Here is a 22,805-nt window from a genome sequence, read left to right as displayed (position 1 = left end):
CCGGGCGGCGACGATCTTCCCGGACGTCGTGCGCCGACCCCACCCACCGCCGAGCCGGGACAGCGAGGACAGCGCCTGATGACCGACCCACGCATACGGGATGTCTATGTCGTCGATGCGGTACGGACCCCCGTCGGCAAGTACGGCGGCGCCCTGGCCCCCGTCCGGCCCGACGATCTGGCCGCGCATGTGGTCAGGGCCCTGGTGGAGCGCACCCCGGACCTCGACCCGGCGCGGATCGACGACGTCGTGTTCGGCGATGCCAACGGGGCGGGCGAGGACAACCGCAACGTCGCGCGGATGGCGGTGCTGCTGTCCGGGCTGCCGGTGACGGTCCCCGGAGTGACGGTCAACCGGCTGTGCGGTTCCGGCCTGGAGGCGGTCATCCAGGCCGCCCGCGCCGTAGCGCACGGCGATGCGCATATCGCGGTCGCGGGCGGTGTGGAGTCGATGAGCCGCGCGCCCTATGTGCTGCGCAAGCCCGAACGGGCCTTTCCCGCGGCGCATCAGGAGATGTTCTCCTCCACGCTGGGCTGGCGGATGGTCAATCCCCGGATGGCGCCGGAGTGGACGGTCTCCCTGGGCGAGGGGGCCGAGCTGATCGCCGAGAAGTACGGCATCACGCGCGAGCAGCAGGACGTGTTCGCGCTGGCCAGCCATCAGAAGGCGGCGCGGGCCTGGCGGGAGGGGGCGTACGACGCGGAGGTGGTGCCGCTGCCGGACGTGGAGCTGGCCCGCGACGAGACGATCCGGGAGACGTCGTCCCTGGAGTCGCTGTCCAAACTGAAGCCGGTGTTCCGTACGGCCGGGGGCACGGTCACCGCCGGGAACTCCTCGCCGCTGAACGACGGCGCCGCGGCGCTCCTCCTGGTCGACGAGGAAGGGCTGCGCGCCACCGGGCGCGAACCGCTGGCCCGGATCCGGGCGAGCGCGGTCACCGGCGTCGAGCCGCAGTTCTTCGGCCTGGGTCCGGTGGAGGCGGTGCGGCGCGCCCTGGAACGTTCCGGCCGCACCTTCGCCGACGTGGCGGCCTTTGAACTCAACGAGGCGTTCGCGGCCCAGGCGCTGGGCTGCATCGGCCAGTGGCCGGAACTCGACCCCGCCGTGGTCAATCCGCGCGGCGGCGCCCTCGCCATCGGCCATCCGCTCGGCGCCTCCGGCGCCCGCCTCGCGGGGTCGGTGGCCCATCAGCTCGCCGCGCTGGGCTCGGGCACGGGCCTGGCGGCCCTGTGCATCGGCGTGGGCCAGGGCCTGGCGCTCGTCCTGGAGCGTTAGGACCGCTCCGGTGGGTCAGCGTGGGCCCGCGCCGACCCACCGGACAGGCCGTAGGCTCGGCCTCATCGGGCCCCAGGGGCGGCACCCGACGAAGGGACACCCGGCAGATGGCGGCGGAGAGACTGGTGGTCGTCGGCGGCGATGCGACGGGCATGGCCGCCGCCTCGCACGCCCGGCGGCTCAAGCGGCCCGGTGAACTGGCCATCACCGCCTTCGAACGCGGCCATTTCGCCTCCTACTCCGCCTGCGGCATCCCGTACTGGGTCGGCGGCGCGGTCGACGGGCCGGATGCGCTGATCGCCCGTACGGCGAAGGAGCACCGCGCCCGTGACATCGATCTGCGGCTGCGTACCGAGGTCACCGAACTCGACCTGGACGGCGGCCGGGTGCGGACCCGGGACCTGGAGAACGGCGGCAAGGAGTCGTGGACCGGGTTCGACAAGCTGGTGCTGGCGACGGGCGCGCGGCCGATAAGGCCGCCGCTGCCGGGCATCGATGCGCCGGGCGTGCACGGCGTGCAGACCCTGGACGACGGCCAGGCCCTGCTGGACACCCTGGCCGCGACCGAGGGCCGGAACGCGGTGGTGATCGGCGCCGGCTACATCGGCGTCGAGATGGCCGAGGCGCTGATCAACCGCGGCTATCGGGTCACGGTCCTCGAAGCGCGGGAACAGCCGATGTCCACCCTGGACCCGGACATGGGCGCGCTGGTCCACGAAGCGATGTGCGGGCTGGGCATCGAGACGGTGCGCGGTGCGGCGGTCACCGAGGTGCTGACGGACGCGTCCGGGCGGGCCCGCGCCGTCACCACGAAGGACGCCGCATACCCGGCGGACGTGGTGGTGCTCGGCATGGGCGTACGGCCCGAGACGACGCTCGCCGCCGCGGCGGGGCTGCCGCTGGGCGAGTCCGGCGGACTGCTGACCGACCTGGCGATGCGGGTGCGCGGCCAGGAGAACGTCTGGGCGGGCGGCGACTGCGTCGAGGTCCTCGATCTGGTCTCCGGACGCGAGCGCCATATCGCTCTGGGCACCCACGCCAACAAACACGGCCAGGTCATCGGCGCCAATGTGGGCGGCGGCTATGCGACGTTCCCCGGGGTGGTCGGAACGGCCGTCAGCAAGGTCTGCGATCTGGAGATCGCCCGCACGGGGCTGCTGGAGCGCCACGCCCGCGCCGCCGGGCTGCGGTTCGTGACCGTCACCATCGAGTCCACCAGCCGCGCCGGCTACTACCCCGGCGCCCGCCCGATGCACGTCAAGATGCTCGCCGAGCGCCGTACGGGGCGGCTGCTGGGCGTGCAGATCGTCGGCCGGGAGGGCGCGGGGAAGAGGGTGGACATCGCGGCGGTCGCGCTCACCGCCGGGATGACCGTCGAGCAGATGACGGCCCTCGACCTCGGTTACGCCCCGCCGTTCTCCCCGGTGTGGGACCCGGTGCTGGTGGCGGCCCGCAAAGCGACGGCGGCGGTGCGGGCCGCGGAGGGCTGACCGGGCTCAGCGCGCCGTCTGCTCGTGCACGTACGCGACGAGACGGGTCAGTGCATCCGGGTCGGTGTTCGGCAGGACGCCGTGCCCGAGGTTGAAGACATGCCCCTCCAGGCCGGCGGCCGCGTCCAGGACCTCGCGGGCCTTGGTCTCGACGGCCTCGCGGGGCGCGAAGAGGACGGCCGGGTCGATGTTGCCCTGGAGCGCCTTGCCGGGGCCGACGCGGCGGGCCGCCTCGTCCAGCGGGACGCGCCAGTCGACGCCGACGACATCCGCACCGGCCTCGCCGAGCAGGCCGAGGAGTTCGCCGGTGCCGACGCCGAAGTGGATGCGCGGGACGCCGTACGGGGCGACCGCCTCGAAGACCTTCACGGAGGCGGGCATCACCGAGCGGCGGTAGTCGGCGGGCGCGAGGGCGCCGACCCAGGAGTCGAAGACCTGGACGGCGCTCGCCCCCGCCTCGATCTGGACCTTGAGGAAGGCGGTGGTGATGTCGGAGAGGCGGTCCAGCAGGTCGGCCCACAGCTGCGGGTCGCCGTACATGAGGGCCTTGGTGCGCTCGTGGTTACGGGAGGGGCCGCCCTCGACCAGATAGCTGGCCAGGGTGAAGGGGGCGCCGGCGAAGCCGATCAGGGGCGTGGTGCCCAGTTCGCGCACCAGCATGCCGATGGCCTCAGTGACGTAGGAGACGTCGCCGGGCTCCAGGGCGCGCAGCTGCTCCAGGTCGGCGCGGCTGCGGATCGGGTTCTCGATGACCGGGCCGATGCCGGGCTTGATGTCGAGGTCGATACCGATGGCCTTGAGCGGGACGACGATGTCGCTGTAGTAGACCGCCGCGTCCACGCCGTGCCGGCGCACCGGCTGGAGCGTGATCTCGGTGACGAGTTCGGGCCGCGTACAGGATTCGAGCATCGGGATGCCCTCGCGCACCTTGCGGAACTCGGGCAGCGAGCGCCCGGCCTGCCGCATGAACCACACCGGGGTGTGCGGCACCGGCTCGCGTCGGCACGCCTTGAGGAATGCCGAGTCGTACGTACCGGTCTGTCCGGTCTGCTGCTGGCCCGCAGGCGATTCGTTGGCGCTCACGCCCCAAATCTTCGCATGAGAGCCCCCTTACCCTGCCGGGAGGTGGCCGGCGCCTCGCGACGCGCGAGGGCACACGTCCGAATGGGCGACGCGCGCATTGGGTGTCCTCCGTGGATGAGCGCCTCGTTCCGCCTAATCTTCCGGGCATGGCTGCGGCTCAAGAACACCTCGCGGACAGCGCGGACGAGACCCCGATCCCCTTCCGTCAGGCGGTGGAGGCGCTCCGCGCGGCACGGCTGCGGCCGGAGATCGAGATCGATCCGACGCCCGCGCCCAGGCGGCTCGCCCCCTACGCATACGCACTGGAGGCGGCGGTCGTCGCCCCGGGGGCGGATCCGGACGGCGAGGCGGCGGAACTGGCGGATGGGCGGCTGGTCCTGCTGTACAACCCGGCCGGGGACGATGCCTGGCAGGGCACCTTCCGGGTGGTGACGCTGGCGCGGGCCGAGCTGGAGCCGGAGATGGGCGCCGATCCGCTGCTGCCGGAGGTGTCCTGGTCGTGGCTGACCGGTGCGCTGGAGGCGCGCGAGGTGCCCTACGGGGAGCCGAGCGGAACGGTGACGCGGGCCGCCTCGCACTACTTCGGCGGGCTGGCCTCCCGCGAGCCGGACACAAAGATCGAGATCCGGGCGTCGTGGACGCCGGAAGAGGGGCCGGGCGGGGTGCCGGACACCGCGGCGCACCTGGCGGCCTGGTGCGATCTGCTGTGCCAGGTGGCGGGCCTGCCGCCGGCCGTCCTCGATCCGGCGCCGCGCGGCGGGGTGGTGGCGCTGCCGCAGCGCCGGGGGCCGAAGCCGCACTGACTGCGCTGACCACCGCCGATTTACACACCGCCGATCATGTTCGCGCGGGATCGGCGTCTTGGCGTGCCCTGGTGTAGGCGGGTGCGCAATCGCTGTCCACTCGGTGTTCGCCCTTGATCGCTCAGCCATCCGATTTGCCCGAATTGCCCCTAACTAAATCGTGATCAAAGTCTAAAGTCCCGCCGGATTGCTGCCGAAGAGGTCAGTGACCCTTCCAACACGGATCATTCCGGCTCTCCCCAGTCGGCTTTCCGTCCCCGCCACTCCCCCAGGAGGCCCGGTGTCTGTTCTCCTCGAGCAACCTTCGAGCCTGGTCGCCTACCGCCCGAACAAGCCGACGGCCATGGTCGTCGTGGCCGACCCTCGCGTCCGTTCCACCGTCACCCGCCACCTGTGGGCCCTCGGAGTGCGCGACGTGATCGAGGCGTCGTCCATCGCGGAGGCCCGTCCCCGCGTCGGCAACCCGCGCGACATCTGCGTTGCCGACGTCCACCTTCCCGACGGCTCCGGCCTCACGCTTCTGTCCGAGACGCGCGCCGCGGGCTGGCCCAACGGCCTCGCGCTCTCGGCCGCCGATGACATCGGCGCGGTACGCAACGCGCTGGCCGGCGGCGTCAAGGGCTATGTCGTCACCGGAACCCGTACCAACCTGGGGCTGCCCGGCCGGCCCGGCGCCGCCCCGATCGGGGCCAACGCGGCCCGTATGCAGCGCCGGCCTCCGGGTGCCCCCGGGCACCCCGGGGGCTACCGCGAGCTGTCGGGCCGCGAGGTCGAGGTGCTGCGGCTGGTTGCGGAGGGCCAGTCCAACAAAGCCATCGGCGTCTCAATGGGGCTCTCGGCGCTGACCGTCAAGAGCCATCTCGCCCGCATCGCCCGCAAGCTCGGCACCGGCGACCGGGCGGGAATGGTGGCCGTCGCACTGCGCACGGGCATCATCCACTGACCGCCGCACCCGACCGTCGCGCCCGTCGAGGGAACGTTCCCTCGACGGGCGTCGTGCGTCTGCACCGTGTCGACGGCGGCCCGCTCCCCCCTTGCCAATCGACTCACCCCGTGCTGCTCTGGTGAATCAAGTGGCTTACACATAGGGGGAGTTGTGGCTACGTTCCGGAACGCGTGCGGCGAGTGCCGCTACACCACACCATGGCTCACGGAATCCGAGGCGGAACGGCGGATCGTCGACCACTACGCCCGCCGCCATCCGCATCTCCCACCGGGCGGCGCCCAGCAGATCAACGGGGGCGGAGGCGGCGGATGCGGCGGCTGCGGCGCCCTCGCGCTCGGCCTGATCGTCCTGGTCGTCATCATCGGCCTGGCCAGCCAGAAGTAGGCGGGCACCGGAGCGGGCACCAGCGGGCAGACGAGGGGCCCCGTACGCGAAGTGCGTACGGGGCCCCGCAGCTGTCAGCGTGCTCGCCGCTCCGGCGGCCACCTCACCTGATGTAGACGCTGGAGCCGAACTCGGAAACCGCGCTCTGCCCCGGCTGGGCCACCGCCACGACGCTCCCCGCGCAGTCGGCGCCGCTCATGACATAGGCGGGCCCGTCGGTCCTGTTGGTGACCCGGAGGGGCCACTGGCCGCTGGGGTAGCAGCCGCTGGGGCTGTCGTGCTCGACACCGTTGACGATCAGTGTTCCGTTCGCCGCATGGGCGGATGTAGGGAGAGCCAGTGCAAGCATCCCGGCCGTGGCGAGCGCCCCGAAAGCCGTGGTGATGCGCCGCATTGCGGTACCTCCAGTCAGTCCACGGGTCGCCACCTGCAACCCGGGCATACATTACGTATGTGGGCACATCCCCACAGTCACCTACATGGGGGAATGAAAGACAGACACGCGACGCGCACCGGCCCGGCTTCGTCGAGCGCCCTCGACAGGAAGTGTTTTCGCAGGTCAGATGCCTATTTTGGGATCGATGCAGGTCCGGCGGTCGGGCGAACGGATACCCTTGACTGGTGACCGACGCCCAAAAGACCGCAGAAGACACTTCACTGCGAGCCTCCGGAGACTCGCCTCCGGACACCCGACCGGCGCCGGTCCCGCTTCTGGAGCCCCGCGAGGGCATTCCCCCGGTGACCGCCAGCGACGGTGCGCTCGCCGAGGTCATCGCGGCCTTCGCGGCGGGCCACGGACCGGTCGCCGTCGACGCCGAGCGCGCCTCCGGCTACCGCTACGGTCAGCGCGCCTACCTCGTCCAGCTGCGCCGCGAAGGCGCCGGCAGCGTCCTGGTCGACCCGGTCGGCTGCCCGGACCTGGCCGCGCTCGGCGCGGCCATCGGCGAGGCCGAGTGGGTCCTGCACGCCGCCACCCAGGACCTGCCGTGCCTGCGGGACATAGGGATGGTCCCCTCCCGGCTGTTCGACACCGAGCTGGCCGGGCGGCTGGCCGGGTTCGCCCGGGTCGGTCTGGGCGCCATGGTCGAGAACGTCCTCGGCTACGCGCTGGAGAAGGGACACTCCGCCGTCGACTGGTCCACCCGCCCGCTGCCCGACCCCTGGCTGCGCTATGCCGCGCTCGACGTCGAGCTGCTGGTGGATCTGCGCGATGCGCTGGAGGAGGAGCTGGAGCGGCAGGGGAAGCTGGAGTGGGCCCGGCAGGAGTTCGCGGCCATCGCCGCCGCTCCCCCGGCGCCGCCCCGCAAGGACCCCTGGCGCCGTACGTCCGGAATGCACAAGGTGCGCCGGCGCCGCCAGATGGCCGTCGTACGGGAGCTGTGGACGGCCCGCGACCAGGTCGCCCAGCGGCGCGACGTCTCACCGGGCAAGGTGCTCGGGGACGCCGCGATCGTGGAGGCGGCGCTGAATCTGCCGCCCAACGCCCATGCGCTGGCCGCGCTGCCGGGCTTCGGGCACCGTATGGGCCGCCGTCAGCTGGAGCAGTGGCAGGCCGCGATCGACCGCGCCCGCGCGCTGCCCGAGAGCGAGCTGCCGCAGCCCGGCCAGCCGCTCAACGGCCCCCCGCCGCCCCGCTCCTGGGCCGACAAGGACCCGGCCGCCGCGGCCCGGCTCACGGCCGCCCGCGCCGCGGTGACCGCGCTCGCCGAGCAGCTCAACCTCCCGCAGGAGAATCTGATCACCCCCGACACGGTGCGCAGGCTGTGCTGGGAGCCGCCGGCCGAGCCCGCCCGCGAGAGCGTCACCGAGGTGCTGACCGGGTACGGCGCCCGGCCCTGGCAGATCGAGCTGGTCTCCCCGATCCTCACCGAAGCGCTGCAGACGAACGGCGGCTGACCAGCGACAACCGGCCACACACAGGCCCCGGCCGCGTGCGAGGACACGCGACCGGGGCCTGTTGCGCGTCGGGACAGACCGCGCGATACGCGTCCATCGGGTGTGATGTTCGCCGCTGTCGGCGATGGGGGTGTGCAGCTTGGTTACCCGTAAGTAGCATGTGGGTGTGAAGCGTCCCTGGGGGCGCCCCGCAGCAGTGCCATCCCGCACCTGGAGGAGAGCCAACGTGCCTCGTACCGCTAGGGACGTCGTCTTCGTCGACGGCGTCCGCACCCCGTTCGGCAAGGCGGGCCCGAAGGGCATCTACCACGAGACCCGCGCCGACGATCTCGTCGTGAAGGCCATCCGGGAGCTGCTGCGCCGCAACCCGGACCTGGACCCCGCGAAGATCGACGAGGTCGCCATCGCCGCGACCACCCAGATCGGCGACCAGGGCCTGACCCTGGGCCGTACCGCCGGCATCCTCGCCGGGCTCCCGCAGTCCGTGCCCGGCTACTCCATCGACCGTATGTGTGCCGGTGCGCTGACGGCCGTCACGACCACGGCCGGCTCCATCGCCTTCGGCGCGTACGACGCCGTCATCGCGGGCGGCGTCGAGCACATGGGCCGTCACCCCATGGGCGAGGGCGTCGACCCCAACCCGCGGTTCGTCTCCGAGAAGCTCGTGGACGAGTCGGCCCTGTTCATGGGCATGACCGCGGAGAACCTCCACGACCGCTACCCGCAGATCACCAAGGAGCGTTCCGACGCCTACGCGGTGCGCTCGCAGGAGAAGGCGGCGAAGGCGTACGCCAACGGGAAGATCCAGCAGGACCTGGTCCCGATCTCGGTGCGCAACACCAACGCCGAGGTGGGCGAGACCGGTTGGGGTCTGGTCACCTCGGACGAGCCGATGCGTCCGGGCACGACGCTGGAGAACCTGGCCGGGCTGAAGACCCCGTTCCGTACCCACGGGCGCGTCACCGCGGGCAACGCCGCCGGTCTCAACGACGGTGCCACCGCCTCGATCATCGCCTCCGAGGACTTCGCCCGGGAGCACAACCTCCCGGTCAAGATGCGCCTCGTGTCGTACGCCTTCGCGGGCGTCGAGCCGGAGGTCATGGGCTACGGCCCGATCCCGGCGACGGAGAAGGCCCTGGCCAAGGCCGGTCTCTCGATCGAGGACATCAACCTCTTCGAGATCAACGAGGCGTTCGCCGTGCAGGTGCTCGCCTTCCTCGACCACTACGGCATCGCGGACGACGACGAGCGCGTCAACCAGTACGGCGGCGCCATCGCCTTCGGTCACCCGCTGGCCTCCTCCGGCGTCCGGCTGATGACCCAGCTGGCCCGCCAGTTCGAGGAGCAGCCGGAGGTCCGTTACGGCCTCACCACCATGTGCGTCGGCTTCGGCATGGGCGCCACGGTCATCTGGGAGAACCCGCACCACAAGGACGCCGGAGGCGACAAGTGAGCACCACCACCGAACTCCTCAAAGGCGCCGCCGAGCTGTTCCCGGACGAGGTCGTGACCTCGGCGCACGTACGCCACCTCGAACTGCCCTACGGCGCGGGCCGGTTCGCGCTGATCACGCTGGACAACGGCTTCGACCACACCAAGCCGACCACCTTCGGCCCCGGCTCGCTGGCGAACCTGAACGCCGCGATCGACCAGGTCGAGAAGGAGGCCGCGGACGGCGAGATCGTCGGCGTGGGCCTGACGGGCAAGCCGTTCATCTTCGCGGTCGGCGCCGACCTCAAGGGCGTCGAGCTGCTGAAGAACCACGACGACGCGCTGGCCATCGGCAAGGGCGGCCACGAGGTCTTCAAGCGGCTGTCCGCGCTGGCCGTGCCGACCTTCGCGTACTACAACGGTGCCGCGATGGGCGGCGGCGTCGAGGTCGGTCTGCACTGCTCGTACCGCACCGTCTCGAAGGCGCTGCCCGCCTTCTCGCTGCCCGAGGTCTTCCTCGGTCTGGTCCCGGGCTGGGGCGGCTGCGCGCTGCTGCCGAACCTGATCGGCGCGGAGAAGGCCGTCTCGGTCATCATCGAGAACTCCCTCAACCAGAACAAGCAGCTCAAGGGCAAGCAGGTCTTCGACCTCGGCATCGCCGACGCGCTCTTCGAGGGTGCGGACTTCCTGGAGCAGTCGCTGCTGTGGACCGCGCAGGTCCTCAAGGGCGACGTCACCGTCGAGCGTCCCGAGATCGACCGCGGGGACGCCTGGGACCAGGCCGTCGCCAAGGGCCGGTTCATCGCCGACGGCAAGGTGCACGGCGCCGCCCCGGCCGCCTACCGCGCGCTGGACATCATCGCCGCCGCCAAGAGCGGTGACCTCCAGGCCGGTTTCGACGCCGAGGACGAGGCGCTCGCCGACCTGATCATGGGCGGTGAACTGCGCGCCGGTATCTACTCGTTCAACCTGGTGCAGAAGCGCGCCAAGCGGCCCGCGGGTGCGCCGGACAAGAACCTGGCGCGGCCGGTCACCAAGGTCGGCGTCGTCGGCGCCGGTCTGATGGCCTCGCAGCTCGCGCTGCTGTTCCTGCGCCGCCTGGAGGTGCCGGTCGTGCTGACCGACATCGACCAGGAGCGCATCGACAAGGGCGTCGGCTACGTCCACGCCGAGATCGACAAGCTGCTCGGCAAGGGCCGGATCAACCAGGACAAGGCCAACCGCCTCAAGGCGCTGGTGTCCGGTGTGCTGGACAAGGCCGAGGGCTTCGCCGACGCGGACTTCATCATCGAGGCCGTCTTCGAGGAGATCGGCGTCAAGCAGCAGGTGTTCGCCGAGGTCGAGGCCGTCGCGCCGGCGCATGCGATCCTCGCCACCAACACCTCCTCGCTGTCGGTCACCGAGATGGCGTCCAAGCTCAAGCACCCCGAGCGGGTCGTGGGCTTCCACTTCTTCAACCCGGTCGCGATCCTGCCGCTGCTGGAGATCGTGCGCGCCGAGAAGACGGACGACGCCTCGCTGGCCACCGCCTTCGGTGTCGCCAAGAAGCTGAAGAAGACCGCGGTGCTGACGAAGGACGCCCCGGCGTTCGTCGTCAACCGCATCCTGACCCGCTTCATGGGCGAAATCCAGAACGTCATCGACGAGGGCACCCCGGTCGAGACCGCGGAGAAGGCCATCGAGCCGCTCGGTCTGCCGATGTCCCCGCTGGTGCTGCTGGAGCTGGTCGGCCCGGCGATCGGTCTGCACGTCTCCGAGACCCTGAACGGCGCCTTCCCGGACCGCTTCACGGTCTCCCCGAACCTCAAGGCCGTCGTCGAGGCCGGCAAGCGCGGCTTCTACGTCTACGACTCCGGCAAGCCGGAGCTGGACCCGGAGGTCGCCGCGCTGCTCAAGCAGGGCGACACCGTGCTGACCGAGCAGCAGGTCCGCGACCGCGTCCTGGACGCCGTCGCGCAGGAGATCGGCCTGATGCTGGACGAGGGCGTGGTCGCCGAGGCGCAGGACATCGACCTGTGCCTGATCACCGGCGCCGGCTGGCCCTTCCACCTGGGCGGCATCACGCCGTACCTGGACCGCGAGGGCGTCTCCGAGCGGGTCACGGGCAAGAAGTTCCTGGCCCCGGGGATCGCGAGCGTTCCCGCGTAACGGCGCGCAGCGCCTGAGATGCGCGGGTCGGCCCGACGGGGGCGGCCCGCGCATCGGTGCGTTACGGGGCGGGGGGGGCCGCGGCCGGGACGTGGGAGGGTGGCGGCATGGATTCCTTGGTCGTTGTCGATGCCGCGAATGTGGTCGGCTCGGTGCCGGACGGCTGGTGGCGGGACCGGCGCGGGGCGGCGGAGCGGTTGCGCGATGCGCTGCCGCCGTATGCCGCACAGGGGCTCCCCGGGCTGGTGGCGCCGCCGCTGGAGCTGGTGCTGGTCGTCGAGGGCGCGGCGCGCGGGGTGGCGTCCGTCGAGGGCGTACGGGTGGAGTCGGCGGCCGGCAGCGGGGACGACCGGATCGTGGAGCTGGTGGCGCAGCGGGGCGACGGGCGGGACTGCCTGGTGGTCACCGCGGACCGGGAACTGCGCCGGCGGGTGGAGGCCCTGGGGGCGCGGGTGACCGGGCCGCGCGCCGTGCGGCCGGGCGGCGGCGGCCGGACATGACGAAGGCCCGTACGGCCGGCCGTACGGGCCCGTGCGCCGCGAGGCGCCGTCATCTGCGTGACGTCACGGCTGGGTGCCGGCCGCCCCCTCGCCGTCCCGCTGCCGTACGCGAAGGCCCAGGCGGCTGTGCCCGCGCCCGTAGACGAAGTAGACGCCGAAGCCGACCACCATCCAGATCGCGAACCGCACCCAGGTTTCGGCGGGCAGATTGAGCATCAGCCACACCGAGGCGAGCACGGACAGGATCGGGACGAGCGGGACCAGGGGCGTGCGGAAGGTGCGGGGCAGGTCGGGCCGGGAGCGGCGCAGGATGATCACGCCGAGGGCCACGACCACGAACGCGAACAGCGTGCCGATGTTGACCAGTTCGGCGAGCACATCGATCGAGGTGAAGCCGGAGGCGACGGCGACGACGACGCCGAGCAGGATCGTCGCCCGGTACGGCGTGCCGAAGCGGGGGTGCGAGCGGGAGAAGATCCGCGGCATCAGACCGTCGCGGCTCATCGCGAAGAACACCCGGCTCTGGCCCAGCAGCAGGATCATGCACACCGAGGTCAGGCCGACGGCCGCGCCGAAGCTGATGATGTCCGCGAAGAAGGGATGCCCCAGGTCCTTGAAGGCGTCGGCGAGCGGGGCGTCCGTGGAGAGCCTGCTGTACTTCTCCATGCCGGTGACGACGACGGAGACGGCGACGTAGAGCAGTGTGCAGATGGCGAGGGAGCCGAGGATGCCGCGCGGGACGTCGCGCTGCGGATGGCGGGTCTCCTCGGCCGCGGTGGCCACGATGTCGAATCCGATGAAGGCGAAGAAGACCACGGCGGCGGCGGCGAAGATGCCCATGACGCCGAAGTTGGACGGGGTGAAGCCGAACATCAGCTCGGCCAGCGGCGCGGACAGTCCGCCGCCGCCCGCGGTCGGCCGGCTCGGCGGTACGAACGGGTGGTAGTTGGCGCCGCTGATGAAGAAGGCACCGGCGATGATGACCAGCAGGACGACGGTGACCTTGATGCCGACGATCACCGCCGTCACCCGCGACGACAGCTTCATCCCGAGCACCAGGACACCGGTCAGGACCAGGACGAGGACGCAGGCCAGGAGGTCGAAGCCGAAATGGCCCCCATGGGTGCCGGACAGTCCCGGGGGCAGATGCCAGCCGGCGGTGTCCATCAGCGAGCGGATATAGCCGGACCAGCCGACGGCCACCACCGCACAGCCCAGGGCGAGTTCGAGGATCAGGTCCCAGCCGATGATCCAGGCGGGGAGCTCACCGAGGGACGCGTAGGAGAAGGTGTAGGCGGAGCCGGCGACCGGCACGGTGGAGGCGAATTCCGCGTAGCACAGCGCCGCCAGCGCGCAGACCACGCCCGCGACGACGAAGGAGATCGCCACGGCGGGGCCCGCCTGCTCCTTGGCGATCTTTCCGGTGAGAACGAAAATGCCGGTTCCGATGACGACACCGACGCCGAAGACGGTCAGGTCGAGCGCGGAAAGGGACTTCTTGAGCGAGTGCTCCGGCTCCTCGGTGTCCTGGATCGACTGCTCCACAGTCTTCGTCCGGAACATGCCGCGATCGCGGCGTGAAACTTTCCCTGTGCCGTGCTGTGTGCTCATGGGCGCACCTCCGCCTGGACGACCCTCGCAACTCTCCTGAACTGACCGAGTCTCCGCAATGGAGAGAAACAGTCAGTGTCGGCGGGCCTTCGGGCGACGGCGATTCACCCGATGAGGTGTGAGCGCGGATATGCAGACGGGCCGGCCGGAACACCCGTACGGGTGGCCGGCCGGCCCATCACGGTGCCGTGCGTCCGCTCAGTCGCGGGCCACCTCGGCGGCCCGGCCGTCGGCGGTCTCCACCGGCTCCGCGTCCTCGCCGCCGCGGTTGTCGAGGCGGGCGACAAGGCCCGTCACCTGGCGGGCGATGTCCGGAGCGGTGAGCCCGATCTCGGCCATGACCTCCTTGCGGGAGGCGTGGTCGAGGAACTTCTCGGGGATGCCGAAGTCACGCAGCGGCAGGTCCACCCCGGCGTCCCGCAGCGCCTGCGCGATCGCCGAACCGACGCCGCCGGAGCGGATGTTGTCCTCGACGGTGACCACGACGCGGTGCCGGGCGGCGAGCTCCGGCAGCGCCGCGTCGACCGGCTTGACCCAGCGCGGGTCGACGACGGTGGTGGAGATGCCCTGCTTGTCGAGGAGATCGGCGATCTCCAGGCACATCGGTGCGAGCGCACCCACCGAGACCACCAGCACATCGGGCTTGCCGGCCGTGCTCTCGCGCAGCACGTCCATGCCGCCCACCGTGCCGACGGCGGGCACGGCCGGTCCGACGACGCCCTTGGAGTAGCGCAGTACGGTCGGCGCGTCCTTGACCTCGACGGCCTCGCGCAGCTGGGCGCGCAGCTGCTCGGCGTCGCGCGGCGCGGCGAGCCGCAGCGTGGGTACGACCTGGAGCATCGACATGTCCCACATGCCGTTGTGCGAGGCGCCGTCGTCGCCGGTGACACCGGCGCGGTCCAGGACGAAGGTGACCCCGCACCTGTGCAGCGCGACGTCCATCAGGACCTGGTCGAAGGCGCGGTTGAGGAAGGTGGCGTAGACCGCGAAGACCGGATGGACGCCGCCGGTGGCCAGGCCCGCGGCCGAGGTGGCGGCGTGCTGCTCGGCGATGCCGACGTCGTAGATACGGTCCGGGAACGCCTCGGCGAACTTCTTCAGGCCGACGGGCTGGAGCATGGCCGCGGTGATCGCGACGATGTCATCCCGCTCCCGGCCGAGCTTGACCATCTCGTCGCCGAAGACGGAGGTCCAGCTGGCGGCCGCGGTCTTGACCGGCAGGCCGGTGTCCGGGTGGATCGGGCCGATGCCGTGGAAGCGGTCGGCCTCGTCCTGCTCGGCGGGCTTGTAGCCGCGGCCCTTCTCGGTGAGGCAGTGCACGATGACCGGGCCGCCGAAGCGCTTGGCGCGGGCCAGCGCGGACTCCAGGGCCTCGATGTCATGGCCGTCGATCGGGCCGACGTACTTCAGGCCCAGGTCCTCGAACATGCCCTGCGGCGCGATGAAGTCCTTCAGGCCCTTCTTGGCGCCGTGCAGCGTCTCGTACAGCGGCTTGCCGACGACGGGCGTGCGCTCCAGGAGGTCCTTGCCGCGGGCCAGGAAGCGCTCGTAGCCGTCCGTGGTGCGCAGGGTGGCGAGGTGGTTGGCGAGGCCGCCGATGGTGGGGGCGTAGGAGCGCTCGTTGTCGTTGACGACGATGACGAGCGGGCGGTCCTTGGCGGCGGCGATGTTGTTGAGCGCCTCCCAGGCCATACCGCCGGTCAGCGCGCCGTCACCGATCACGGCGACGACATGGTCGTCCGTCCCGCGCACCTCGTTGGCCTTGGCGAGGCCGTCGGCCCAGCCCAGCACCGTGGAGGCGTGGCTGTTCTCGATGATGTCGTGCGGCGACTCGGCGCGGGAGGGATAGCCGGACAGGCCGCCCTTGGCCCGGAGCCCGGTGAAGTCCTGGCGGCCGGTGAGCAGCTTGTGGACGTAGGACTGGTGGCCCGTGTCGAAGAGGACCTTGTCCTTCGGGGAGTGGAAGACACGGTGCAGGGCGATGGTCAGCTCGACCACACCGAGGTTCGGCCCGAGGTGTCCGCCGGTCTTGGACACCGCGTCGACGAGGAAGGTGCGGATCTCCCCCGCCAGCTGCTCAAGCTGCTCCGGCTCCAGCCGGTCCAGATCGCGCGGTCCCCTGATACGGGAAAGCAACGCCACCCCTGCCTCCTTGCTGCTTGTGCTGCCGTGGATCGAGCTTGCCGATCAGATGAGTCTAATGTTCCGCCTGCCGTGCCAGCGGCCGGGCCTTGCGATGTATGTCACCAGGCGGCGACACCCGAACGGCCCCGCCCCCGCACAGCGGCCGGCCCCCACTGGCGCATGCCTGGTGGGGGCCGGTCCGTCGGGATTATGCGGCTTGGGCCGGGTACGGCCGATACGGTCGGCGCACCGGGTCGGCTGTTACAGAACCGGCACGCGCATACGCCCTGCCCGTACTCACGTGCGCCCCGCGGTCTTCTGCGTCCGCCGCGACACCGAGTCGATCACCACGGCGGCGAGCAGCACCGCGCCCGTGATCATGTACTGGATCTCGCTGGCCATACCGAGCAGGTTCAGGCCCTGCTGGATGGACTGGATGACCAGCATGCCCAGCAGCGCGGACCAGATCTTGCCGCGGCCGCCGAAGAGGCTGGTGCCGCCGATGACGGCCGCCGCGATGACGTTCATCAGCGTGTTGCCGGAGCCCAGGTTCTTGGTGGCGCCACCGGAGAGGCTGGCGATGAACAGGCCGCCGAAGGCGGCGAGCATCCCGGAGAGGGCGAAGACGCTGATCCGGATCTTGTTGACGTTGATACCGGCGCGGCGGGCCGCCTCGGCGTTGCCGCCGACCGCGAAGATCTGCCGCCCGTAGGTCGTCCGGCGCACCACGAAGTCCGCGATGACCAGGACGGCCAGGAACAGCACCAGGGCCAGCGGGAGGCCGCGGGCGCCGGCCGGCTCGTTGAGGACGTAGGCGACGGCAAGGGCCAGCACCGCGACCACGCCGGTGCGCAGCAGGATCTCGCTGAGCGGGCGCGCGGGCAGCGCGGCGGCCCGGCGACGCTTGGCGTCCAGCAGCAGCGAGGCGGCGTAGGCGAGGACCGCCACGACCGCCAGCCCGTAGGCGGCGCCCTTGTCCTGGAAGTAGTAGCCGGTGAGGTTCTCCACCAGGCTGCCGCTCGGGGTGTTGATGGAACCTTCCTGCCCCATCATCCAGATCTGGAGGCCGCTCCAGCCGAGGAATCCGGCCAGGGTGACGACGAACGCGGGCACGCCGATCTTGGCGAAAAAGAACCCGTGCAGGGCGCCGATGGCGGCACCGGCGGCGACGGCGATCAGGGCCGAGAGGTAGTCGTTGACGCCATGGGTGACGCTGAGCACCGCCCAGACGGCCGCGCCGACGCCCGCCACCGAGCCGACCGAGAGATCGATCTCACCGAGCAGCAGGACGAAGACGATGCCGACGGCCATGATGCCGAGGCCCGACGTGTAGACGCCGATGTTGGCGATGCTGTCGGCCGACAGGAAGCTGCTGTTCTTGAGCTGGAAGACGATCGCGATCACGATCAGGCCGATGACGACCGGCAGCGAGCCCAGCTCACCACCACGCACCCGGCGCTTGAAGTCGGTCAGATAGCCGGCGAAGCCCTGCTCGCGGACGAGGAGGCGGGGGTCGACGGCCGCGGGGGCGGCAGCGGTGTTCGGGTCCGCCTCGTCGGCCGGGGCCGGGGTCTCGTCCGCCGCCGGGGCCGCGGTCTCCTCGACCGCAGCCTCCTCGGCCACCGGCTCCTCGACCGCAGGCTCCTTCTTGAGGTCGCTCATGCCCCAACCTCCTTCTTCACCTTGTCCGTACGGGCCTGGCGGCGCGTGACGGCGTTGTCCGAGGCGCCGGTGATCGCGGCGATGATCTCTTCGTGGGAGGTGCCCTCGACGTCGAAGACACCGTTGTTGCGGCCCAGCCGCAGCACCGCGACCCGGTCCGCGACGGCCTGCACATCGGCCATGTTGTGGCTGATGAGGATGACACCCAGACCCCGCTCGCGCAGCCGCTCGACCAGGTCGAGGACCTGCGCGGTCTGCTCGACGCCGAGGGCCGCGGTGGGCTCGTCCAGGATGACGATCTTCGGGTCGCCGATCAGCGCGCGGGCGATGGCGACGACCTGCCGCTGGCCTCCGGAGAGCGCGGCGACGGGGATACGGACGCTGGGGATGCGGATGGACAGGGTGTCCAGCAGCTCCTTGGCCCGCTTCTCCATGGCGATCTCGTCCAGGACACCGGCGGTGCGGGTCTCGTTGCCCAGGAAGAGGTTGGCGACGACGTCGAGGTTGTCGCAGAGCGCGAGGTCCTGGTAGACGGTGGCGACGCCGAGCTCCTGGGCGTCGTGCGGCTTGCTGATGCGTACCGCCCGGCCCTCCCACTCGATGGCGCCGTCGTCGACCGGGTGGACGCCCGAGATGGTCTTGACCAGCGTGGACTTGCCGGCGCCGTTGTCGCCGACGAGGGCGACCACCTCACCGGGGTGGATCTCCAGGGTGACGTCCGTGAGTGCCTGGACGGCGCCGAACCGCTTGGAGATTCCGCGCAACGCCAGCACAGGCGTAGCGGACACGTGAATCATCTCCTTGGCCGCCGTCACAACGGCGGGATGGTGCGAAGAGCGGGGGGCTCTGCGAAGAGGGGTGGGGCGGGCCGGGCCCGCGCCTGGGGCGGCGCGGGCCGGGCCTCGGGGGCGTGCGGGCTACTTGATGCCGGCCGCTTCGCAGGCCTTCTTGACGTCGCCGGCGCAGATCTGGCTCGCCGTATAGACCTTGTCCTTGATGACCGTGTCCTTGATGTTGGCCTTGGTCACGATCTGCGCGTCGTAGAGCTTGGCGGGGATGCCCTTGACCTCGCCGCTGAGGCTGTCGACCTTCCGGTCGGTCAGGGAGCCGATCTTCTCGCCCTTGAGCAGCTTGACCGCGATCTCGGCCGTGGTGTCGGCCTGCGGCTTGATCTGCTTGTAGATGGTGAACGCCTGGTCGCCCTTGAGGATCCGCTGGAGACCCGCGAGCTCGGCGTCCTGGCCGCCGACCGGGACGCTGATGCCCTGCTTCTTGAGGGCGGTGATGATGCCGCCGGCCATGCCGTCGTTGCCGGAGTAGACGCCCTGGAAGTTGTCCTTGCCCAGCGAGTCGATGGCCGCGCTCATCTTCTTGTTGGCCTCGTCCGGCGACCAGTCCGGGATGTCCTGCTCGTAGGAGATCTTCTTGACCGCCTTGTCGAGGACGCTGTGGGCGCCCTTCTTGAAGAACGGCATGTTCGGGTCGGTCGGCGAACCGTTGATCATGACGACATTGCTGTCCTTGGCCTTGTCGCCGAGCGCCTTGACCAGGGCCTGGCCCTGGAGGCGGCCGATCTTCTCGTTGTCGTAGGACACGTAAGCGGAGAGGTTGCCCTCGGCCAGCCGGTCGTACGCGATGACCTTGACGCCCTGCTTGGCGGCCTGGTTGACCCAGGACTTGGTGGCCTTGAAGTCGACCGCGTCCAGGATGATCACCTTGACGCCCTGGGTGATCAGCGCGTCGAACTGCTTCTTCTGGTTCTGGGTGTCCTGGTCGGCGTTGTTGTACTTGACCTGACAGTCGCTGCACAGCGCCTTGATCTTCGCCTCGATCAGCGGGCGGTCGAAGGTCTCGTAGCGCGTGGTCTTGTTCTCCGGCAGCAGCAGACCGATGGTCTTGCCGTCACCGCCACCGCCCTTGGCGCCGTTACCGGCCTTGCCGCAGGCGGCCACCGAGAGGGCCATCGAGACGGCGGCGGTTCCTATGACGACGCGACGCGTCCAAACGTTCATTGGGGTTGCCTCCCTGACGAGGCCGCGTCGTTGCGGCCGAGGTGGCTGGAAGTCAACTCGGCCGCCAGCCGACCGTCAAGAAGTAAATCCTTAACGAGATGGCAACGGTGCCATGCGTTAGCTGTGTGAACTCAAACGGACTGGTAAGGGGCGCAAAGCCCCGGAGCCCGTCACACCGGAGCGGGCGCCTCCGCGTCCCGTACGCCGTCAAGCAGGGTCGAATCGCCCATTTCGCTCAGCACGAGCGCGAGCGCACCCAGCACCTCCGCACGGCCGCCGAGCGTGCCGGGCACAATGCCCAACTGCCGTGCCGCACTGGGGATCGCATACCGCGACACCGACTCCCGGATCGGCGCCAGCACCAGCTCTCCGGCCTCGGCGAGATCGCCGCCGAGCACCACCCGGCTGGGATTGAGCAGATTGCACAGATTCGCCACACCGCTGCCGATATACCGGCCCACGTCCGCGATCACCCGCCGGCAGCCCGGATCGCCCTCGCGGGCCAGCTGCACCACCCGCGCCATGGTGAGATCCGGTCCGTGGCTCGGCTGGAGCAGCGGAAGGACGTAGCGGGCGGCGGTGAAGGTCTCCAGACAGCCGCGGTTGCCGCAGCGGCAGACCGGCCCGGACTCGTCGAGCGTGATGTGCCCGATCTCGCCCGCGGTGCCGCCCGGCCCGCGGTAGATCTGCCCGCTGATCACCAGCCCGGCGCCGACGCCGCTGGCCACCTTGATGTACGCCAGGTCCGTGGCCCCGCGCCCGCCGCCCCACACCAGCTCGCCGAGCGCGCCGAGGTTGGCGTCGTTGTCGACGTGGACGGGGACCCCGAGGCGTCCGGACAGCTCGCGGCTCGGGTTCGTCCCGGCCCAGCCCGGCAGGATGGCCGTCGATCCCAGCGTCCCGGACTCGACGTCGATGGGCCCCGGCACGCCCAGGCCGACGCCGATGACCTTGTCCGCGGCGATCCCGGTCGTCTCGATCAGCCGCTTGACCAGCGCTTCCGCCCGGTCGAAGCCCTCCGCGGCGGAGGCGTCCACATCGATCGGCTCGGCGTCCTCGGCCAGTACTCGGTGGGCCAGATTGCCGATCGCCACCCGCATATGGGAGTGCCCGAAATCGACCCCTACGACGATGCCGGCGTCACCGGAGAGCGAAACGCTGCGGGCCCGCCGTCCGCCGGCCGAGGTCGGGGTCACCTCGACGGTGCCGCCGTCCTTCAGCTCGCGAACGATATTGGAGACGGTGGCCGCGGACAGCCCCGTGCTCCGGGCGATCTCCGCCTGCGTGAGGGAGCCCGCCATACGCACCGCTCGTACGACCCGCTCCAGATTGGCCCGGTGCAGCGAGGACTGCGAGCCCGGAGTCTCCATTGACTCATCCACTCCCGTCTGGGGCTGGGCCACATCGGTGGGGCCAGCGTGTCTCCAACATGTGAATCTAAGCTGACGCGCCTGGGCCACCTCCCGTCAAGTCCTTGAGCGGTCAAAGGATCAAGCACATTGCTACGGAATGGACATGGCACGGCCGAGGCCTCCCCCGCACACCGGCGAGGAAGGCCCCGGGAGGGCGGTGCGCTACTTGAGCGCCCCGGCCGTCAGACCGGCCACCACCTGCCGCTGGAAGATGATGTACGCCGCGAGCACCGGCAGCATCGCGATCGTCAGGCCGGCGAAGAGCCCCGACCAGTCCCCCTTGTAACCCTGGCTCACGGCCAGCGCGACCAGCCCCTGGGTGAGCATCTTCTTGTTCGGGTCACCGACGTTGAGCACCGTCGGCAGGAGGTACTGGTTCCACTGCCCGAGGAAGTTGAAGATCCCGACGCTGATCAGGCCGGGCTTCGCCATCGGCAGCATCACCTGGAAGAAGGTGCGGGTGTGCGAGGCGCCGTCGATGAGCGCCGCCTCCGCCACCGACGTCGGCAGGGTGCGGAAGAAGCCGCAGAGGAAGAAGACCGTGAACGGCAGCGAATAGGCGATATAGACCAGGATCAGGCCGTGATAGGTGTCCAGCAGCGTCATGTTCTTCATGACGAAGAACAGCGGGACCAGCGCCAGGATCACCGGAAAGCCCATACCTCCGACGAACAGGAAGTAGAGGAAGCGGTTCCCGGGGAAGTCGAAACGGGCCAGCACATAGGCCGCCATCGACCCGAGCAGCATGGTGCCGATCAGTGAACCGCCCACCACAATGAGCGAGTTGAGGAAATACTGGCCCATGTTGGCCTTGTCCCAGGCGCGCACCCAGTTGTCGACATGCAGCGCCGAGGGCAGCCCCCAGGGGGAGCCGAAGATTTCGCTGTCGTCCTTGAAGGAGCTGGCCACCGCCCACAGCAGCGGCATCGTCACCAACAGCCCCCAGATCACCAGGACACCGTGCGAGAAGACATTGAGGACGCCGCCCTCGCCCCCTCGTTTTCCCGCCCGCGGCCGACCGGCCGACGCGCCGTGCGGCTCCTGCTCCGGCACGCCCGTCAGCTCGGCCGGATCCGTCTGCGCACTCATCAGAACTCCAGTCGCTCGCGCCGGCCCAGCCGCATCACGATGGCCGAGAAAATCAGGGTCACGATCAGCAGGGAAACGCCGATGGCGGTCGCATATCCGGCCTGACCGTCGCGGAAGGTCTTCTGGTACACGTACAGCGGAAGAACCTCGGTCGCATAGTCGGGGCCGCCCGGACCCACGCTCATGATCTGCACGAACGCGAAGGCCGATACGTCCAGGGCGAGGATGCCCATATAGATCCAGCCGGTCTGCACGGTGTCCCACAGCAGCGGCAGGGTGATCCGGAAGAACGTGTTGAGGCGGTTCGCGCCGTCCAGCAGCGCGGCCTCGTAGAAGTCCTTCGGGATCGAACTCATCCCGGCCGAGAAGAGGACGACATAGAAGCCGACATTGGCCCACACCATCGCGCCCATCACACACCACAGGGCGAGTTGGGGGTCGCCCAGCCAGTCCGGCTGCACGCCGTCCAGCCCGATCGCCTTGAAGAAGGCGTTGAGTGCGCCGCTCTCCGGGTTGTACGCGAACTGGAACAGCAGCGCGACGATCGGGACGGACAGCACCTGCGGGAAGAAGTAGAGAATCTTGTACGCGGCCGAGCCCCGTACGCCGCCGATCACCGCCTTCTTCCTCCGGCGGCCGCCGACATTGAGCATGAAGGCGAAGAACAGTCCGAGCGACAGTGTCACCACCGGCAGCAGGAGCAGCAGCGTCACGCTGTTGCCCACGGCGGCCCAGAAGACATCGTCCTGGAAGAGCCGCACATAATTGCCGAAGCCGACCATCTTCATGTCCGGACTCAGGCCGGTCCAGTCCGTGAAGGAGTAGTAGATGGCCTGCACGAACGGCGAGATCACAAAGATCGCATAAATCGCCAGCGGGACGACCATAAACCCCGCGATGAAACGGTATTTACCGTGCTGCATGACTACCGATCCCGTT

General features: G+C 70.2%; 19 protein-coding genes. 9 read left to right on the top strand and 10 right to left on the bottom strand.

Going from position 1 to position 22,805, the window contains the following annotated elements; translation table 11 throughout:
* The first annotated feature begins 78 nt into the window (after positions 1-78).
* Together B1H19_RS30555 and B1H19_RS30550 are read left to right on the top strand one after the other, a co-directional pair.
* On the top strand, positions 79-1,275 hold the full coding sequence (locus B1H19_RS30555; RefSeq protein WP_083107936.1) for a thiolase family protein: 1,197 nt from the start codon (positions 79-81) through the stop codon (positions 1,273-1,275).
* Between the two features lie 107 nt (positions 1,276-1,382).
* Positions 1,383-2,765 carry an FAD-dependent oxidoreductase gene (locus B1H19_RS30550; RefSeq protein ID WP_083107935.1) on the top strand — a complete coding sequence of 461 codons (1,383 nt, stop codon included), beginning with the start codon at positions 1,383-1,385 and terminating at the stop codon, positions 2,763-2,765.
* A gap of 6 nt (positions 2,766-2,771) precedes the next feature.
* Here the strand turns inward: B1H19_RS30550 and hemE are convergent, their stop codons facing one another.
* The gene (hemE, locus tag B1H19_RS30545; RefSeq protein WP_083107934.1) at positions 2,772-3,848 is read right to left on the bottom strand and encodes a uroporphyrinogen decarboxylase; all 1,077 of its coding nucleotides are present in this window, start codon (positions 3,846-3,848) and stop codon (positions 2,772-2,774) included.
* Between the two features lie 146 nt (positions 3,849-3,994).
* Here hemE and B1H19_RS30540 point away from each other — a divergent pair, with 146 nt between their 5' ends.
* The 3 genes from B1H19_RS30540 to B1H19_RS30530 all read left to right on the top strand — a co-directional run bounded on the left by B1H19_RS30540 (position 3,995) and on the right by B1H19_RS30530 (position 5,981).
* Positions 3,995-4,651, top strand: coding sequence for a DUF3000 domain-containing protein (locus B1H19_RS30540; RefSeq protein ID WP_083107933.1), 657 nt, complete (start codon positions 3,995-3,997; stop codon positions 4,649-4,651).
* A gap of 280 nt (positions 4,652-4,931) precedes the next feature.
* Entirely contained in the window at positions 4,932-5,594 is a 663-nt protein-coding gene (locus tag B1H19_RS30535) for a response regulator transcription factor (RefSeq protein WP_016573641.1), read from the top strand.
* Between the two features lie 153 nt (positions 5,595-5,747).
* Positions 5,748-5,981 (top strand): hypothetical protein, encoded by a 234-nt coding sequence (locus B1H19_RS30530; RefSeq protein ID WP_162500692.1) that lies wholly within the window; start codon positions 5,748-5,750, stop codon positions 5,979-5,981.
* Positions 5,982-6,084: 103 nt separating this feature from the next.
* Here B1H19_RS30530 and B1H19_RS30525 read toward each other — a convergent pair whose 3' ends face one another.
* A complete protein-coding gene (locus tag B1H19_RS30525) occupies positions 6,085-6,375 on the bottom strand; it encodes a hypothetical protein (RefSeq protein ID WP_083107931.1) in 291 nt (96 codons plus the stop codon).
* A gap of 227 nt (positions 6,376-6,602) precedes the next feature.
* On the opposite strand from B1H19_RS30525, the gene B1H19_RS30520 reads away from it, so the two are divergent.
* The 4 genes from B1H19_RS30520 (at position 6,603) to B1H19_RS30505 (ending at position 11,956) form a co-directional block, all read left to right on the top strand.
* A complete protein-coding gene (locus tag B1H19_RS30520) occupies positions 6,603-7,877 on the top strand; it encodes an HRDC domain-containing protein (RefSeq protein ID WP_083107930.1) in 1,275 nt (424 codons plus the stop codon).
* A gap of 226 nt (positions 7,878-8,103) precedes the next feature.
* Positions 8,104-9,330 carry a thiolase family protein gene (locus tag B1H19_RS30515; protein ID WP_083107929.1) on the top strand — a complete coding sequence of 409 codons (1,227 nt, stop codon included), beginning with the start codon at positions 8,104-8,106 and terminating at the stop codon, positions 9,328-9,330.
* Positions 9,327-11,456, top strand: a complete 2,130-nt coding sequence (locus tag B1H19_RS30510) for a 3-hydroxyacyl-CoA dehydrogenase NAD-binding domain-containing protein (RefSeq protein ID WP_083107928.1) — start codon at positions 9,327-9,329, stop codon at positions 11,454-11,456. The genes B1H19_RS30515 and B1H19_RS30510 overlap by 4 nt, the downstream gene beginning before the upstream one ends.
* A 107-nt stretch (positions 11,457-11,563) precedes the next feature.
* Complete coding sequence (locus tag B1H19_RS30505; protein ID WP_083107927.1) at positions 11,564-11,956, top strand: PIN domain-containing protein; 393 nt, start codon at positions 11,564-11,566, stop codon at positions 11,954-11,956.
* 63 nt (positions 11,957-12,019) lie between these two features.
* On the opposite strand, the gene B1H19_RS30500 is transcribed toward B1H19_RS30505, so the two are convergent.
* The 8 genes from B1H19_RS30500 to B1H19_RS30465 all read right to left on the bottom strand — a co-directional run bounded on the left by B1H19_RS30500 (position 12,020) and on the right by B1H19_RS30465 (position 22,789).
* The gene (locus B1H19_RS30500) at positions 12,020-13,519 is read right to left on the bottom strand and encodes an amino acid permease (RefSeq protein WP_107426183.1); all 1,500 of its coding nucleotides are present in this window, start codon (positions 13,517-13,519) and stop codon (positions 12,020-12,022) included.
* A gap of 246 nt (positions 13,520-13,765) precedes the next feature.
* Positions 13,766-15,709, bottom strand: coding sequence for a 1-deoxy-D-xylulose-5-phosphate synthase (gene dxs, locus B1H19_RS30495; RefSeq protein WP_083107925.1), 1,944 nt, complete (start codon positions 15,707-15,709; stop codon positions 13,766-13,768).
* Positions 15,710-15,988: 279 nt separating this feature from the next.
* Entirely contained in the window at positions 15,989-17,353 is a 1,365-nt protein-coding gene (locus tag B1H19_RS30490) for a sugar ABC transporter permease (RefSeq protein ID WP_083107924.1), read from the bottom strand.
* Positions 17,350-18,150, bottom strand: coding sequence for an ATP-binding cassette domain-containing protein (locus B1H19_RS30485; protein WP_083107923.1), 801 nt, complete (start codon positions 18,148-18,150; stop codon positions 17,350-17,352). Before B1H19_RS30485 ends, B1H19_RS30490 begins: the two co-directional genes overlap by 4 nt.
* 120 nt (positions 18,151-18,270) lie before the next feature.
* Positions 18,271-19,365, bottom strand: coding sequence for a sugar ABC transporter substrate-binding protein (locus B1H19_RS30480; protein ID WP_237289574.1), 1,095 nt, complete (start codon positions 19,363-19,365; stop codon positions 18,271-18,273).
* A 170-nt stretch (positions 19,366-19,535) separates the two neighbouring features.
* Complete coding sequence (locus B1H19_RS30475) at positions 19,536-20,735, bottom strand: ROK family transcriptional regulator (protein ID WP_083107921.1); 1,200 nt, start codon at positions 20,733-20,735, stop codon at positions 19,536-19,538.
* Positions 20,736-20,939: 204 nt separating this feature from the next.
* Complete coding sequence (locus B1H19_RS30470; RefSeq protein ID WP_107426182.1) at positions 20,940-21,866, bottom strand: carbohydrate ABC transporter permease; 927 nt, start codon at positions 21,864-21,866, stop codon at positions 20,940-20,942.
* The gene (locus tag B1H19_RS30465) at positions 21,866-22,789 is read right to left on the bottom strand and encodes a carbohydrate ABC transporter permease (protein ID WP_083107920.1); all 924 of its coding nucleotides are present in this window, start codon (positions 22,787-22,789) and stop codon (positions 21,866-21,868) included. Before B1H19_RS30465 ends, B1H19_RS30470 begins: the two co-directional genes overlap by 1 nt.
* Between the last annotated feature and the right edge of the window lie 16 nt (positions 22,790-22,805).

The sequence above is a fragment of the Streptomyces gilvosporeus genome, from assembly GCF_002082195.1.
In the GTDB taxonomy this organism is placed as follows: Bacteria; Actinomycetota; Actinomycetes; order Streptomycetales; family Streptomycetaceae; genus Streptomyces; species Streptomyces gilvosporeus.
Note: the sequence above shows the minus strand (reverse complement) of the source record. Positions and strands in the feature narration are given on the sequence as shown.

What these genes read in the sequence shown, in the direction of transcription:
- B1H19_RS30555 (WP_083107936.1), top strand. Translation starts at nt 79, where the DNA reads ATGACCGACCCACGCATACGGGATGTCTATGTCGTCGATGCGGTACGG.
- B1H19_RS30550 (WP_083107935.1), top strand. Translation starts at nt 1,383, where the DNA reads ATGGCGGCGGAGAGACTGGTGGTCGTCGGCGGCGATGCGACGGGCATG.
- B1H19_RS30540 (WP_083107933.1), top strand. Translation starts at nt 3,995, where the DNA reads ATGGCTGCGGCTCAAGAACACCTCGCGGACAGCGCGGACGAGACCCCG.
- B1H19_RS30525 (WP_083107931.1), bottom strand. Translation starts at nt 6,375, where the DNA reads ATGCGGCGCATCACCACGGCTTTCGGGGCGCTCGCCACGGCCGGGATG.
- B1H19_RS30505 (WP_083107927.1), top strand. Translation starts at nt 11,564, where the DNA reads ATGGATTCCTTGGTCGTTGTCGATGCCGCGAATGTGGTCGGCTCGGTG.
- B1H19_RS30500 (WP_107426183.1), bottom strand. Translation starts at nt 13,519, where the DNA reads ATGTTCCGGACGAAGACTGTGGAGCAGTCGATCCAGGACACCGAGGAG.
- B1H19_RS30490 (WP_083107924.1), bottom strand. Translation starts at nt 17,353, where the DNA reads ATGAGCGACCTCAAGAAGGAGCCTGCGGTCGAGGAGCCGGTGGCCGAG.
- B1H19_RS30485 (WP_083107923.1), bottom strand. Translation starts at nt 18,150, where the DNA reads ATGATTCACGTGTCCGCTACGCCTGTGCTGGCGTTGCGCGGAATCTCC.
- B1H19_RS30480 (WP_237289574.1), bottom strand. Translation starts at nt 19,365, where the DNA reads ATGAACGTTTGGACGCGTCGCGTCGTCATAGGAACCGCCGCCGTCTCG.
- B1H19_RS30475 (WP_083107921.1), bottom strand. Translation starts at nt 20,735, where the DNA reads ATGGAGACTCCGGGCTCGCAGTCCTCGCTGCACCGGGCCAATCTGGAG.
- B1H19_RS30470 (WP_107426182.1), bottom strand. Translation starts at nt 21,866, where the DNA reads ATGAGTGCGCAGACGGATCCGGCCGAGCTGACGGGCGTGCCGGAGCAG.
- B1H19_RS30465 (WP_083107920.1), bottom strand. Translation starts at nt 22,789, where the DNA reads ATGCAGCACGGTAAATACCGTTTCATCGCGGGGTTTATGGTCGTCCCG.